Raw genomic sequence first — 15,847 nt, 5'->3', positions numbered from 1 at the left:
AATCTCATGATTCTAACGCAACCAATTGCCAATCATTCACCAAATTCCTTCATTCGAAGCTTAAAATAAAGAATATCTTCCTTAAGATACAAGAAGCAACTCCCTAATCGAAAAAATAATCCAATGCAATCTGATATATATAATAGATCTAAAGAACATCTGTCAGATCACATTACTACGTTCAAAAGAGTAACAAGTTGAATAGGTATGCTTAAAATCATACTTCCACGTCTTATTCTTATCAAGAATTTTTCTAAATTTGCATTATCACCGATTCATATTAACAGACACAAGCATACAATCTTTGTTCTTGTGTCTTTTTTTGATTGAATAACATTAGATTCTAAAGAAAATGACAAATCGAATAACATCTCTTTTCAATATTAAATACCCAATTATTCAAGGGGGAATGGTTTGGTGCTCAGGTTGGAAGTTGGCAACGGCTGTTAGTAATGCCGGAGGATTAGGTTTAATTGGCGCCGGATCGATGCACCCTGATACATTTCAGGAGCATATTCGAAAAGCAAAAACTGCAACCAACAAACCATTTGGTGTTAATGTTCCATTACTTTATCCTGAAATGGATAAAATCATGAACATCATTGTAAAAGAAGGTGTTAAAATTGTATTTACATCGGCAGGAAGCCCTAAAAAATGGACTCCATTTTTAAAAGAACATGATATTACGGTGGTGCATGTTGTATCAAGTGCTCTTTTTGCAAAAAAATGCGAAGAAGCTGGTGTTGATGCAGTTGTTGCTGAAGGTTTTGAAGCGGGAGGACATAACGGAAGAGAGGAAACAACTACAATGACATTAATTCCTTCAGTTCGAAAAGCCATTCAATTGCCTTTGATTGCGGCTGGTGGAATTGGATCCGGAGAAAGCATGTTATCTGCAATGATATTAGGAGCTGATGGCGTTCAAATGGGAACCCGTTTTGCCATTTCTGAAGAATCATCGGCTCATGAAAATTTCAAAAAATCGGTACTGGAACTAGGTGAAGGCGGAACAAAACTGGCTTTGAAAAAGTTAGCCCCTACTCGTTTGGTTAAAAATAATTTTTTCAATCAAGTGAATGAAGCTGAATGCAGAGGTGCATCTCCAAAAGAAATGAAGGAAATTTTAGGAAAAGGTCGTGCAAAAAGCGGCATGTTTGAAGGAAATTTGGATGAAGGAGAATTGGAGATTGGTCAGATTTCTGCACTAATCAATAAAATCCAACCCGTTTCTGAAATTATATCCCAAATAGAACAGGAATATCAAGAGAGCCTGACTCAATTACAATCCGAAAAATATAAATTTTAAGGCGTATCCATTCTTAAATTACACAGAAGAAACTATGATTGAATTTGATAAATTTACACTTAAGAATGGCTTGCGGGTAATTGTGCATCGCGATGAGACCACTCCAATGGCTGCCGTAAATATATTATACAATATTGGAGCAAAAGATGAAAATCCTGAACGAACCGGATTTGCTCACCTTTTTGAGCACCTCATGTTTGGAGGATCGATAAATATTCCAAATTACGACGAACCCCTGCAAATGGTCGGAGGCGACAACAACGCATGGACCAATAATGATATCACTAATTACTATCTTACTGTTCCAAAAGCAAATTTAGAAACCGCTTTTTGGTTGGAATCCGACAGAATGCTGAGTCTTGCTTTCAGCGAAAAAAGTCTGGAAGTACAGCGAAGTGTAGTCATTGAAGAATTTAAACAACGATATTTCAATCAGCCTTACGGCGATGTTTGGTTACACCTTCGCCCTTTGGCCTATAAAGAACATCCATACCAATGGCCAACAATTGGAAAATCTATCGAACACATTGAAAAAGCTACTTTAGAAGAAGTTAAAGATTTCTTTTTTCACCATTATGCACCCAATAATGCAATTATGGTTGTTGCAGGAAATGTGGATACTCAACAAGTTAAAGAACTATCGGAAAAATGGTTTGGACCAATTGAACGAAGAGAAATTCAAGAAAGAAATCTTCCTGTTGAACCAACTCAAAATGAATTCCGGAGCAAACGAATAGATAGTAACGTACCGTTCGATGCAATCTATATGGCCTTTCATATGGGAAAAAGAATGGACGAAGATTTTTATATTATAGATTTGGTTTCGGATGTTTTGTCTAACGGACAATCGTCACGTATTTTTCAATCTTTGGTAAAAGAAAAGAATTTATTCTCTTCGATCGACGCTTATATTACAGGTGAATTTGAACCTGGATTGTTTCTGATAACAGGAAAACTGGTTGAAGGTGTAGCCATGGAAACAGCAGAAGCTGCCATTTGGGAAGAACTGAATAAAATGACCATAACAAAAGTTGATGAGTACGAACTTCAGAAAGTGAAAAATAAGGTGGAGTCAAGCTTAGTGTTTTCAGAAATCAGCTATTTAAACAAGGCTATGAACCTGGCTACCCATGAATTATTAGGTGATGCCGACGACATTAATAAAGAAGTGGAAAAATATCAGAAAGTAAGTGTTGCTGACATTTTAAACAGTTCCGCTAAAATTTTCAGAAAAGAAAATTGCTCTACACTTTATTACTACTCAAAAAAATAGGAATGGAAAACTTATACAGAAACACAGCTCCAGAATTCAAAACAGTAGATAGCGTTGAAATTCTGCCCTCACTAAAACATTCGTTGAGCAACAACATTCCCGTTCACATCATTAATGGTGGTAGTCAGGATGTTGTAAAAATTGAATTTATTTTTAATGCTGGAATCTGGCAACAGAAAAAACCGTTAATTGCTACTTTAACCAACACAATGCTTAACGAGGGAACCTCTTCTTTATCAGCATCTGAAATTGCAGAGAAATTTGATTTCCTTGGGGCTCACATTGGGTTTTCAGCGAGCAAACATGATGCAAGTGTTACGCTGTACAGCCTTAAAAAACATTTTTCAGAGACTCTTGCATTAATTGCAGATCTAATCAAGAATTCCATTTTTCCCGAGAAAGAATTCAAAACAATTTTAACCAATAAGAAACAGCAATATCAAATTGATCATCAAAAAACAAATGTTTTAGCTAAAGAAAAATTCACAGAGATGATTTATGGAAAAAATCATCCTTATGCAAACATCTATGATAGCAGTGAATTTGACAATTGCAGTCTGCAGGATGTTAAAGAATTTTACAAAGAACATTACACGCCCAACAACTGCCATATTATAATAGCTGGTAAGGTGGATGATAATGTGCTATCTGAGGTTGAAGATTTATTTGGTAAAAATAAATGGACAAATCAAAGTCCGTCAATTGATTTCGACCATAAAATAATAAGTTCAAAAGAAAAGTCAGCCTTCGTATGTAAAGATGATGCTGTTCAATCGACAATCCGAATTGGCCGCAAATTATTCACAAAAACTCACCCCGATCATACGGGAATGCAACTTTTAAATTTAATATTAGGAGGCTATTTCGGATCACGGCTGATGCAAAATATCAGAGAAGAAAAAGGGTATACCTATGGAATCAACTCTATCCTGATCTCTCATCTAAAAGATGGCCATTTTACGATTGTTACTGAAGTTGGTGCTGAGGTTTGTAAGGCTGCAGTTCAAGAAATATTCATCGAAATTAAGCGGTTAAGGGAAGAATTGGTCCCCGAAGATGAGTTGACATTAGTGAAAAATTATATTTCAGGTGAATTGCTTCGAAATTTAGACAGTCCTTTTGCCTTGTCGGATGGATTAAAAGGAAATCTACCTTTTGGATTAGACAATACCTATTTTGCACAATTTATTAAGGATTTAAAAGCTGTTACTGCAAAAAAAATAATGGAATTGGCGAATGAGTATTTACAGCTTGATGATCTTTACCTTATAGTCTGTGGACCGAAGGAATGCGAAGAAGCCGTTGCCTTTTCAAATTAATTCCTTTTTTACCAAACTGGATGATATTTCAGTTTAATGTATGGTAATTTGTTGTGAAAATTCGCATATTAATGATTACCTGTTAAAAAAAGGTAAACATGTACTACATTTAGTATCTTAAAATTATAAGATTTTGCTACTTTTAATCGTAGCAACAATATATACAGAACAAAGGGGTTTTTATGAGTAGTGAAACCGAAAAAGACAAACAACTAATACTTGACGCCTACGAGGAACTTTTGAAACATTGCAAAAGGAGTCGTGAGCCGGAAAGTAAACAAATGATAGACAAGGCTTTTCATTTTGCATGGGAAGCTCATAGAGAGGTGCGTCGCAAATCAGGAGAGCCTTATGTTTTGCATCCAATTGCTGTAGCTCAAATTGCAGCAAAAGAAATGGGGCTGGGAACAAAATCTATTGTAGCTTCCTTACTGCATGATGTTGTTGAAGATACCGAATACACCCTTGAAGATATCCAAAATCATTTTGGTGAAAAAGTTGCCCAAATTGTTGATGGTCTGACTAAAATTTCGGACGTATTTGATCAACAAACTTCAATGCAGGCAGAGAATTTCAGAAAAATGCTGTTAACCCTATCCGATGATCTTAGGGTGATTCTGATAAAAATGGCCGACAGACTGCACAACATGCGCACCTTGAGCTCTATGCCATTGCGCAAGCAAATGAAAATTGCCGGCGAAACACTTTTTCTTTTTGCTCCCCTAGCACATCGAATGGGATTGTATGCTATTAAATCTGAATTGGAAGATTTAAGTCTGAGATATGAACACCCGGATGACTTTGACAACATTTCCAAAAAGATAATAGAACAAGAAGAAAAACAACAAAAAATAATACAGAGCATAATTGCTCCGATTAAGGAGAAACTTAAAGAAGCAAATATTCAATGCTCCATTAAAAACCGACCAAGGTCAATTTTCTCTATTTGGAATAAAATTGAAACTCAAAATACCAGTATTGAAGAAATTTACGATCTCATTTCCGTCCGGGTCGTTTTTACACCCAAGGAAGGTGTTTCTGAGAAAAACCAATGTTGGAATATCTATTCTCTTATTACTGATATTTACAAACCTAAACCAGAACGTATCAGGGATTGGGTTAGTACACCGAAAGCCAACGGTTATCAGGCGCTGCACGTAACAGCCATGGGACCTCAGGGAAGGTGGGTCGAATTTCAGATAAGAACAGAGAAAATGGATGACATAGCAGAAAAAGGTTTTGCAGTTCATTCTAAATACAATACCAGTGGAAGTGGAGAGTCTGAATTAGATAAGTGGCTGAACGATGTTCGTGAAATCTTAGATAATCCGGAAGCTGACGCTATGGCATTCCTCGACGAATTTAAATTGAATTTATTTTCAAAGGAAATTCAGGTTTTTACACCTAAAGGACACATTCGCACTTTACCCAAAAAAGCCACGACTCTTGATTTTGCCTACGACATCCATACAGATATCGGAAATCATTGTATTGGAGCTAAAGTAAATCATCGGCTGGTGCCACTAAGCCATGAATTAAAAAGTGGTGATCAAGTGGAAATTCTAACTTCTGAAAAACAAGTACCCAAATATGAATGGATTGAATTTGTCATCACTGCCCGGGCAAAGTCTAAAATTAAATCTGCCTTTAAAAAAGAAAGAAAAGAATACACTTTAAAAGGTTCCAGAATGATAGAAGATCAATTATCTGACAGCGGTCTTCTCCTAAATGCAAAAGCATTTCGAAAAATGCTGGAGCACTACAAACTTTCGAATAAAGAAGAATTATTTTATAAAGTTGGTATAGGAAACATCAACATCAACGAAATTGATGGTGTTGTTCGAAAAAAATCAAAAAGTAAATTCATTAAGTACTGGAAACTTCAGTTTTTTGGCAATTCAGAGGAAAATGAGGACGAAGAAATCCTTGAAACTCCTAATGCAAAACCTGAACTTGATAAAAAGAAAACTCTTATGCTTACAGAATTGGCAGCTAATGAGAGTTATAAAATTGCAGCCTGCTGCAAACCAATACCTGGAGACGAAGTTCTTGGCTATCTGGATATGGCTAATAATGTAACCATACACAAAAGGAAATGCCCCAACGCATTAAAATTAATGTCAAGTCAGGGCGATCGGATTCTTGCTGCAGATTGGACCAGTCATAGATTAATGTCTTTTCTCGCCATTATTGAATTGACAGGAATTGATAAAATTGGCATTGTTAATGAAGTTACCAATGTTATCTCAAAAGATCATGATGTAAATATGCGATCGCTGCACTTTGAAAGCCATGATGGTGTGTTTGAGGGCTTAATCCACCTCTATGTTCACAATACTGAAGATCTTAACAATTTAATTATGAAACTTATCAAGATCAAAGGTCTTGATAATGTGAAACGTATCGAAAATATTGAAGAATACAGCTAAATTAAAATTTATTCTAAATAAGCTTCCAGTTCTAAAAAAAATCACTATTTTAGACCCATTATTTTAAATTAGATTAGATAACACCTAGGTTATTTTTTGATATGAGCAACGAAGACACTAAAGAAATTGTTAAGAAGATGTTTACAGAATATCTTCAGAAAAAGGGACATCGAAAGACTCCGGAAAGATACGCAATACTAGATGAGATATATTCCCGGGAAGGTCACTTCGATATTGAATCTCTTTATATCTTTATGAAAAATAAAAACTATCGTGTCAGCAGAGCAACACTTTACAATACTATAGATCTTCTTTTAGATTGTAAATTGGTAGTTAAGCATCAATTTGGTAAAAATATCGCTCAGTTCGAAAAAGCATATGACAGCAACAAACACGATCATTTGATTTGTACCCGTTGTGGAAAAGTTCTTGAATTTTGCGACACCCGTTTAGAAGATGTTCGTAAAAATGTTTCTGATGATATGGACTTCAAAGTTTCTCATCATTCCTTATATATCTACGGAATTTGCCAGGAATGTCGAAAATTAGAAAACAACTAAGTTTATCAACAATCAATATCTTTCAAAAACCTCTTTAAATAAGAGGTTTTTTTATGCCCAAAAATGACTTATCAACAAGACCTGTTTTCAACTGCCCGAAATAAAAATATTTATTACCTTTGACTGTTAAAACTTGCAAGCATTCTTCAAGATTTAACAGCGTACCCGAACCAATTTTATAAATCCAATCGTAAAATTGGTTTGGATAATTACTTGTTAAGATTTACTATCAAATTATTAGACAGATGAAAGTTGATGTACTTTTAGGCCTCCAATGGGGAGATGAAGGTAAAGGAAAAGTTGTGGATGTACTAACCCCAAAGTACAATTTTATCACCCGTTTTCAGGGTGGCCCCAACGCAGGACACACTTTGGAATTTAATGAAATAAAGCACGTTCTGCATACAATTCCTTCCGGTATCTTCCGCGATGATAAGATTAACGTTATTGGAAATGGTGTTGTTATCGACCCGGTAATTTTCAAGAAAGAAATTGAAGGAATAAAAAAACTTGGAATCAATCTATCCAAAACCTTATTTATTTCGAAGAAGGCTCATTTAATTTTACCTTCTCACAGAATTCTTGATGCGGCATCCGAAGCGGCTAAAGGGAAATCAAAAATTGGATCAACCCTTAAAGGAATTGGACCAACCTATATGGATAAAACCGGAAGAAACGGTTTGCGTGTGGGAGATATCAAATTAAACTTCAAAGAAAAATACGACTCGTTAGTTGACAAGCACCGTTTAATGCTTGACAAACTTTATGAGTTTGATTACGACATTTCTGAATATGAAACCGAATGGTTTGAAGGCATCAAAGTTTTAGCTGAATTTCAGTTAATCGACAGTGAACAATTTCTTAATGATGCTCTTAAAGATGGTAAATCAATTCTTGCTGAAGGTGCACAGGGAACTATGCTGGATGTTGACTTTGGATCCTATCCATTTGTAACTTCATCGAACACTGTTTGTGCCGGAGCTTGTACTGGTTTAGGTATTGCACCGAATCGAATTGGCAGAGTTATTGGTATCTTCAAAGCATATTGCACAAGAGTTGGTATGGGACCATTTCCAACTGAGCTTTTTGATGCTGATGGAGATTTGCTAAGAGCTAAAGGAAATGAATTTGGATCGACAACCGGTCGTGCCCGAAGATGCGGTTGGTTAGATTTGGTTGCTCTTAAGTATTCGATCATGATTAACGGCGTTACTGAATTAACCATGATGAAATCGGATGTAATGGACGATTTTGACACCATTAAAATTTGTACATCTTACCTTGTAAATGGTGAAGAAGTTGAGCATGTTCCTTACGAAATGACTGACGATATCAAACCTGTTTACACAGAGTTTAAAGGTTGGAAAACTGATATGACTGCTGTTACTCATGAGAATGAGTTCCCTGAAGAATTTAATGCTTACATTAATTTTATTGAGGAAGAAACCGGAGTACCTGTTAAAATTGTTTCTGTTGGTCCAAACAGAGCTCAAACTATTGAAAGAATGCTTGATTAATCAAGCACAACAATAAAAGTCTGTTAAGACTCACAAAAAAAAACCTGTTTGAAAATCAAACAGGTTTTTTTAATTCTGTAAAAACATTATTTACTTACATTTTTGATTGATCCTAAATCAGGAAAAAATTCAATGCTGTAATTTTCATTCAGCAATACTTCAGCAGGCATATTCGCAATTTTTCCAAACTGTGCAATCGGCATTCTATTCTGAAATAAAATTTCTCTCCCATTAGAAATAGATACATCAGCCATTCCCGGAATTCTGTAAAATATTTGCTTCTGAGGAACAAGTCCAACTGTTGGAATAATTGCCAACTCTCTTGTTATCTCTAAATTTTTAAAATCAACACGAATTGGTTTTCCACCCAAATCATTCACTCCAACCGGGCCAGCTTGCGGAGACATTCGAAAAATTACCCCGCCATTTTCACCATTTTTAGGAGTGTATAAAAACTGAAAATTCTCTGTAAATCCAACTCTTTTGCCAACAAACAGAGATAAGTAATCATTTTCTAATTTTTCCAATTCTTTAATAATGATCTCATAAGCCTTTCCATCCGGAGGCAATACCTCATAATTTGCAGTTAATATTTTAAATCTTCTTTTTCTTAACTTAAATATCTGATGAGCCGCTTCTTCCGCTTTCTCCTCCAAAGATTTTACCAAGGCCTGCTTTTCCAGAACCGGAACTTTTACAAAAGCTGTATCCGTTTCCACCACTTTAAAAATGGTATCCTCTTTATATTTTATTATTGGATCGATTGAAAATTTCCCGTATTCTATATCAATCTTATCATCGGTAATGAAAACCGATTCTTTTTCTTCTTTCAATATCATTTTCTTCTCCAAATTAAAACCTCTGATTAATCCGGAAGGAGTCAACGAAATTAAACTAGGTTCATAATCCACGGAAGTGGTAATTTTATGATATTCTTCCGGATCTACCTCACCATGAGAGGAAACATCAATTGATTTTAGTTCCCACTCCACTCCATCGGCAGAAACAACATCCGAAATATTCAGATATTTCTTTGCATATTCGGCAAAAGGACCTCTTTTCAAAATCGTTTTTTCTGCAATCACATTAAGTTTTAAAACGGTTTGAGGCAATGCATACACTACTGTATTAGGAGTATCAAGCGTTTTTCTCTTTTGAGCACCGGCATACCACTGACAAGAAGTTACAACAAGTAATACCAATAAAGTTCTTAGAATCATTCGGTTCATTATAATCTGAATTTTTTGTTTAAAATCGGCTAATAAAACTAACGGTAATTATCACCTAACTAATATACAAAGCTCACTATTTTTTTAAATGTAACCATGCTTTCGGTAAATAGTCAATTATATCGCTGGCAGTAAGTGCTTCTACACCGACATCTACAGAAGCTAAATCGCCCGCTAAACCATGCAGATACGCTCCAATTATTGCCGCGATATGTGATGAATAGCCCTGCGATAACAAAGATAATATTATTCCAGTTAACACATCACCACTGCCAGCTGTTGCCATTCCCGGATTACCAGTAGGATTAAAATAACAAGTTCCTTCCGGGCAGCAAATAGCCGTATATGCTCCTTTTAACATCAGGCTTAGTCCATGTTTTTTTGCAAACTCCCGCTGCATGCAATTGCGGGTATAACTATCACCGCTTTTCCCAACCAAACGCTCAAACTCCTTAACATGTGGAGTAAAAATACTTCCAAGCGGCAATTCTTCTTTTAGTTCAGGATGCTCTCCAATGATATTAATTGCATCGGCATCTATTACCATCGGAACTTTTACTTCCTTTAAAAGATCAATCATTGCCTTAAAAGAATTTTGCTTTTTATCTATTCCGGGACCGATAGCAACCGCCTTAAATTGGCTCAAATCGGGATATTCTGTAAAAATAATATCTGAACGATCGATACTAACCATAGCTTCAGGTACGGCTGTTTGCATAATTTGATATCCCAAACGCGGAATATGGGTAGTTAACAGACCAATTCCCGAACGCAGACTTGCACGGGAAGCCAGTATTGCAGCGCCCATTTTCCCATAACTGCCGCTTATAAGCAAGCCATGACCGTAGGTTCCCTTATGATCAAATTTTTTCCTGGGCATCAATAAAGACTTCACAAACTCTCTAGTTAATAACTTGTAGGCAGTGGGCTCTGTTTGAATTATTTCGGGATGCAACCCAATTGGCAAAACTTCCCATTCACCAACATATTCAGCATTTTCGGGAAAAAGAAATGCCAATTTGGGAAATTGCAAACTTAAAGTATAATCTGCCCGAACAATTCCTCTCAAATTATTTTTAGAGTTATCCTCTCCCATCAAACCCGATGGAATATCAATGGCAATAACTTTTGCATCACTGGCATTTATTGCTTTCACAACATCCAACGACAATTCTTCCAGAGGCCTTGACAAACCCGAGCCAAAAATTGCATCAACAACTATATCATCCTTAAAAAGCCATGGCATCGATTCAATCGAAGTCATTTCATACAAATCCAATGTATTCAAATTTCTTATCCGCTCCAGATTCGCCTCAGCTTCATCCGATATCTTATCGGTTATTCGAAGCACAAACACTTCAACAGCATAATTCTTATCAGCCAACATGCGTGCCAAGGCTAATCCATCTCCTCCATTATTTCCCGGACCAACAAAAACCTTGCAACTTTGAGGAGCAGGAAAATGTGAAATAATCCACTTAAAAATTTGCCCCGCGGCTCGTTCCATTAAATCGATGGAAGATATTGGTTCATGCTCTATGGTGTAGGCATCAATCTCAGCAATTTGTCTAGCAGTAAATATTTTCATTGTTATCGGGTTTTGAATCGTTAAATGATAGGCTCTACAAAAGTTAATAAACAAAACATCACAATCTTATAATACCTAAACAGTTCAAGTATCTAATTTAGGCTTGCTATCGTAATCTTTTTTTTTTTAATTCCTTATGTATCGAATGCCTTTATCAAAGATACTAAACTTTCAATAATTGAATATGCTTACGAAAACGTTTTAAATAGATTCATTCTGATAACAAATCGTCACTACCTTCTGTTTTTTTCTATATATTTGTCAATCTTAAAACTAAAACTTTACTTTTAATTAAAAACTAACATTTATGTTTAAAGGACATCCTAAAGGACTATACGTTGCATTTTTCGCCAACTTGGGGGAGCGTTTCGGCTTCTACACCATGATGGGAATTCTGGTATATTACCTTACCGCAAAATATGGTTTATCTGCAACTAAAGCAGGTATGATTTACAGTGTTTTTTATGGCTCCATCTATGGTTTAGCTCTTGTTGGAGGTTTTCTGGCTGATAGAACTAAAAACTACAAAGGAATCATTTACATCGGGCTTATTACGATGCTGGCCGGCTATGTTTTAATGGCTATTCCAGGCTTTGGTCTCATTTTTACTGTTCTTGCTCTATTCGTAATTGCATTCGGAAATGGTTTGTTCAAAGGAAATTTACAAGCTGTTGTTGGTCAACTTTACGATGATCCCAAATATTCTCATTTGAGAGATTCAGCGTTTAGCGTATTCTATATGGGTATCAATGTTGGTGCTCTTTTTGCCCCTAGTGCCGCTGCCGGAATCATTAACTGGTTTATAAAATCAAAAGGATTTTTACGCGATGATGCCTTACCTGCAATCATCCATAAATTTCAAGCCACTCCTTCAGATACTGGAGTTATCTCTGAATTACAAACACTTGCAGATAAAGTGTCCGGAGCTCATGTTGCTGATTTATCTGACTTTGCAACAAATTACCTTTCCGCTTACGGTTCCGGTTTTAATTATGCATTTGGTGTAGCTGGACTAACAATGATTTTATCTCTTGTAATCTATACTATATATAAGAAGCTCCTTCCTGATGTTCAAAAAGCCGATAACGAAAAAGGCGAAGTTGTTGAAATGTCTAAAGCAGAAACGAAACAAAGACTTACAGCATTGTTTCTTGTATTTGGGGTAGTTATCTTCTTTTGGATGGCTTTTCACCAAAATGGTTTAACCATGAGTTTCTTTGCCCGTGACTACACAGTAACAAGTGTAGGACCTGCAACCTATTTGGTTTTCAATATTTGGTCTTTACTTTCAATTGTAATTGGAATACTTGCTTTAAGCTCTATATTTAACAAAGGAGCATCAGCAAAAAACAAATTAATTGGAGCTGGAGTTCTTGCTGTTTCAGTGTTTTCCACCTATTATTTTTATACTCAGAACCCTGAAGTAAATGCATTCTCTCCTGAGTTATTCCAGCATTTTAATCCAACTATGATTGTATTACTTACTCCTATTATTGTTGGAATATTTGCTTGGTTAAACAAAAGGGGCATAGAACCTTCAGCACCAAGAAAAATTGGTATCGGTATGATTATAACATCAGTAGGTTTCTTAATCCTGTTAATTGGATCTTTAGGTTTAGATCCTTTTAATGCTATGCAGGCAGACCCAAACCATCTTCGTGTTGGTACAGGCTGGTTAATTAGTACTTATTTTACTTTAACTATCGCTGAATTATTCTTGAGTCCGATGGGAATTTCTTTTGTATCAAAAGTTTCCCCTCCAAAATACCAGGGAATCATGCAAGGATGTTGGTTAGGAGCAACCGCAGTTGGAAACTTGTTCTTAAGCGTTGGCAGCTATTTATACGAACGCGTTGCAATCTGGCAAGTATGGACAATTTTCATTATTCTGTGCTTTATTGCTGCTTCTTTTATTTTTTCTATCATGAAAAAACTGGAAAAAGTTTCCTAGCACTAAGATATAACCTATTAGAAACCGCCTCAATTTGAGGCGGTTTTTTTTATGCCCGCAACTCACCAGTCAAATATTCGATGCACCAATCAATAAAATCAAATAGAATTTTTGCATCCTATTTAAGACATAAAGGTATTTTATATTATATTTGTTCTTATTCAAAATAATTCTAAATAAAATCTCATGTTTGAGAAACTTAAAAAGCGTTGGGAGATCACCTCTAACATCCAATTGATACTTATTTTTATTGCCTTTTCGGTTACCGGAAGTCTAGCGGTTATGGTACGCAAACTTGTTTTTTCCTACTTGTCAATGGGTTCTGACACAAACCTGCTGATTAAAATTTTCATGAGCATTTTAATAATCACTCCAACCTACCAAGTGTTTTTAATCATTGTTGGTAGTTTATTGGGCCAATTTCGATTCTTTTGGAAATTTGAGAAGAAAATGCTGAGCCGTTTTATCCCTAAAAAGAAAAAACAACCTCTATCCTAGAAAAAGCGATATGGACCAAGAACACAATCACACTTACATGAATAAAGAAATAATCGCCGAAAAATTTCGCCTGTTACAAGACAGAATATGCAAAGCCATTGAAACAACCGATGGAAAAGCAAATTTTATGGAAGATACTTGGGAACGCAAAGAAGGTGGCGGCGGTAGAAGTAGAGTAATAGTGAATGGTAACATTATAGAAAAAGGTGGAGTTCAATTCTCAGCAGTTCACGGCAAATTACCAGAAAAAATCAAACACAAATTAAATCTTTCCAATTCAAATTTCTTTGCAACCGGAGTCTCACTAATCATGCATCCCGAAAACCCTCATGTGCCAATTGTACACATGAATGTTCGTTACTTCGAATTAGAGGATGGTACGTTTTGGTTCGGTGGAGGAATTGATCTTACTCCCATTTATATAAATGTGGATCAAGCCAAAGATTTTCACAAGGAACTGAAAGAAGTATGCGATCGTCATCATCCGGAATATTATTCAAAATTTAAAACTTGGGCTGATGATTACTTCTTTCTTCCCTTTCGGGAAGAAACCCGTGGTATTGGAGGAATATTCTTCGATCATTTAAATGGCACAGATGGTTTAAGCAAGGAGGAAATTTTTAATTTCACAATGGATGTAGGCAATTTATTTGCACCTCTTTACTGCCGAATAATGAGTCAGAACAAGGGGGAAAGCTATTCGGAGAAAGAAAAAGACTGGCAATTGCACCGACGAGGAAGATACGCAGAATTCAACCTGGTACTTGATAAAGGAACCAAATTTGGACTGGATACCAATGGAAGAACTGAATCAATACTGGTCAGCATGCCACCCGAAGTAAAATGGACTTATCAGTACCCGATTGAAAGTGGTTCCAAAGAAGAGTTAACACTTTCTCTTCTAAAAAAAGGAATTAACTGGGTGGAATAAGTACAATCCTGTTTATACCAATTTTATTTCAAAACAGACTTTAATTAAAATGAATTAATTTTTATTACTTTAAACTGGGAAACAGCTAAACACTCCCTTTTTATCTAAATAATCAACACGAACACTATGCCAAAAAAAACGACTGTTTTACTACTCAATTTAGGAACGCCAAAAAGTCCTGATGTATCAGATGTTCGCACCTATCTTTTCGAATTCCTAAACGATCCGAGAGTAATCGATATTCCCTGGTTGTTACGTAAAATATTAGTAAACCTTATTATCGTTCCTTTTCGGGCAAAAGGTTCATCAAAAATCTACAAGAAATTGTGGACCAAAGAAGGTTCTCCATTGATGATTTACGGAGAAAAAGTAAAAGGCTTGCTTCAAGAGGAACTGGATTCCAATTTTACTGTAGAGCTGGCCATGCGCTATCAGCAACCATCGATGAAGAACGTTTTGGATAAAATACAAAAGGATATGCCTCAGAAGTTGATTATTCTTCCAATGTATCCGCAATATGCTTCCTCATCAACAGGTTCTACCTTCCAGAAGGCAATGGAAATTATCAAATCCTGGGAAGTAATTCCTGAAGTGAAATTTGTAAACCAATTCTTCGACCATGAAGGATACCTGGATACTATTGCTGAAAATGCCAAAAAGCATGATTTAAACGATTTTGATCATTTTATATTCTCTTATCATGGACTGCCAATCCGCCAAATAAACAAAGTTCATCCTAACCGGAATTGTTTTAAATGCGATTGTCACAAAAAATTTATTCCGGAAACAGATTATTATTGTTACCGTTCAACCTGCTTTGAGACCAGTCGCTTATTGGCTGAAAAATTATCTATTCCTAAAGAAAAATATACCGTTTCCTTTCAATCCCGATTGGACAAAAACTGGCTGGAACCTTTCTCTGATAAAGTAGTGGAAGAAAAAGCAAAAAACGGAGCTAAAAAGATTTTGGTTTTCAGCCCTGCTTTTGTTGCTGATTGCTTAGAAACAACAGTAGAAATTGGAATAGAATATCGAGAAATTTTCGAGGAAAACGGGGGCGAAAAATTAGCCTTGGTTGAGAGCCTAAACGATCATCCAAAGTGGATTGCGACCTTGAAGGATTTGGTAATTAATTCATAATCCCAAATTATTAATTCGCCTAAGAAGCTGTTTAAATTTATTAATAGCATTTGCAGAGAAATATCAAAAATAAGGGAGGTCGTTATTATTTGTTAATGCCTTCACC

At 35.8% G+C, this 15,847-nt stretch carries 12 protein-coding genes; 10 read left to right on the top strand and 2 right to left on the bottom strand.

Features of this window, described 5'->3' with window-relative positions; all coding sequences use genetic code 11:
* Positions 1-352: 352 nt before the first annotated feature.
* From ACY0M5_RS07005 to ACY0M5_RS06980, 6 genes are all read left to right on the top strand, one after another.
* Positions 353-1,306: an NAD(P)H-dependent flavin oxidoreductase gene (locus ACY0M5_RS07005; RefSeq protein WP_461631259.1), complete on the top strand. Its 954-nt coding sequence runs from the start codon at positions 353-355 to the stop codon at positions 1,304-1,306.
* Positions 1,307-1,340: 34 nt separating this feature from the next.
* Positions 1,341-2,579, top strand: coding sequence for a M16 family metallopeptidase (locus ACY0M5_RS07000; RefSeq protein ID WP_461631258.1), 1,239 nt, complete (start codon positions 1,341-1,343; stop codon positions 2,577-2,579).
* A gap of 2 nt (positions 2,580-2,581) precedes the next feature.
* Entirely contained in the window at positions 2,582-3,898 is a 1,317-nt protein-coding gene (locus ACY0M5_RS06995) for a M16 family metallopeptidase (protein ID WP_461631257.1), read from the top strand.
* Positions 3,899-4,080: 182 nt separating this feature from the next.
* Positions 4,081-6,327 carry a RelA/SpoT family protein gene (locus ACY0M5_RS06990; protein WP_124992252.1) on the top strand — a complete coding sequence of 749 codons (2,247 nt, stop codon included), beginning with the start codon at positions 4,081-4,083 and terminating at the stop codon, positions 6,325-6,327.
* A gap of 101 nt (positions 6,328-6,428) precedes the next feature.
* A complete protein-coding gene (locus tag ACY0M5_RS06985; RefSeq protein ID WP_101259429.1) occupies positions 6,429-6,887 on the top strand; it encodes a Fur family transcriptional regulator in 459 nt (152 codons plus the stop codon).
* A gap of 245 nt (positions 6,888-7,132) precedes the next feature.
* Positions 7,133-8,404 carry an adenylosuccinate synthase gene (locus tag ACY0M5_RS06980; protein ID WP_124992253.1) on the top strand — a complete coding sequence of 424 codons (1,272 nt, stop codon included), beginning with the start codon at positions 7,133-7,135 and terminating at the stop codon, positions 8,402-8,404.
* Positions 8,405-8,490: 86 nt separating this feature from the next.
* Here ACY0M5_RS06980 and ACY0M5_RS06975 read toward each other — a convergent pair whose 3' ends face one another.
* Positions 8,491-9,633, bottom strand: coding sequence for a DUF4831 family protein (locus ACY0M5_RS06975; RefSeq protein ID WP_461631256.1), 1,143 nt, complete (start codon positions 9,631-9,633; stop codon positions 8,491-8,493).
* 76 nt (positions 9,634-9,709) lie between these two features.
* Positions 9,710-11,221 carry an NAD(P)H-hydrate dehydratase gene (locus ACY0M5_RS06970; protein WP_461631255.1) on the bottom strand — a complete coding sequence of 504 codons (1,512 nt, stop codon included), beginning with the start codon at positions 11,219-11,221 and terminating at the stop codon, positions 9,710-9,712.
* Positions 11,222-11,528: 307 nt separating this feature from the next.
* On the opposite strand from ACY0M5_RS06970, the gene ACY0M5_RS06965 reads away from it, so the two are divergent.
* The 4 genes from ACY0M5_RS06965 (at position 11,529) to hemH (ending at position 15,741) form a co-directional block, all read left to right on the top strand.
* Positions 11,529-13,172 carry a peptide MFS transporter gene (locus ACY0M5_RS06965; RefSeq protein ID WP_461631254.1) on the top strand — a complete coding sequence of 548 codons (1,644 nt, stop codon included), beginning with the start codon at positions 11,529-11,531 and terminating at the stop codon, positions 13,170-13,172.
* Between the two features lie 186 nt (positions 13,173-13,358).
* On the top strand, positions 13,359-13,670 hold the full coding sequence (locus ACY0M5_RS06960; protein WP_461631253.1) for a DUF6787 family protein: 312 nt from the start codon (positions 13,359-13,361) through the stop codon (positions 13,668-13,670).
* 37 nt (positions 13,671-13,707) lie between these two features.
* Complete coding sequence (gene hemF, locus ACY0M5_RS06955; protein WP_461631252.1) at positions 13,708-14,601, top strand: oxygen-dependent coproporphyrinogen oxidase; 894 nt, start codon at positions 13,708-13,710, stop codon at positions 14,599-14,601.
* Between the two features lie 126 nt (positions 14,602-14,727).
* Positions 14,728-15,741 carry a ferrochelatase gene (hemH, locus tag ACY0M5_RS06950; protein WP_461631251.1) on the top strand — a complete coding sequence of 338 codons (1,014 nt, stop codon included), beginning with the start codon at positions 14,728-14,730 and terminating at the stop codon, positions 15,739-15,741.
* Positions 15,742-15,847: the final 106 nt, after the last annotated feature.

The sequence above is a fragment of the Labilibaculum euxinicum genome (assembly GCF_963678175.1).
Classification (GTDB): Bacteria; Bacteroidota; Bacteroidia; order Bacteroidales; family Marinifilaceae; genus Labilibaculum; species Labilibaculum euxinus.
This window is presented reverse-complemented; position numbering and strand designations above follow the sequence as displayed.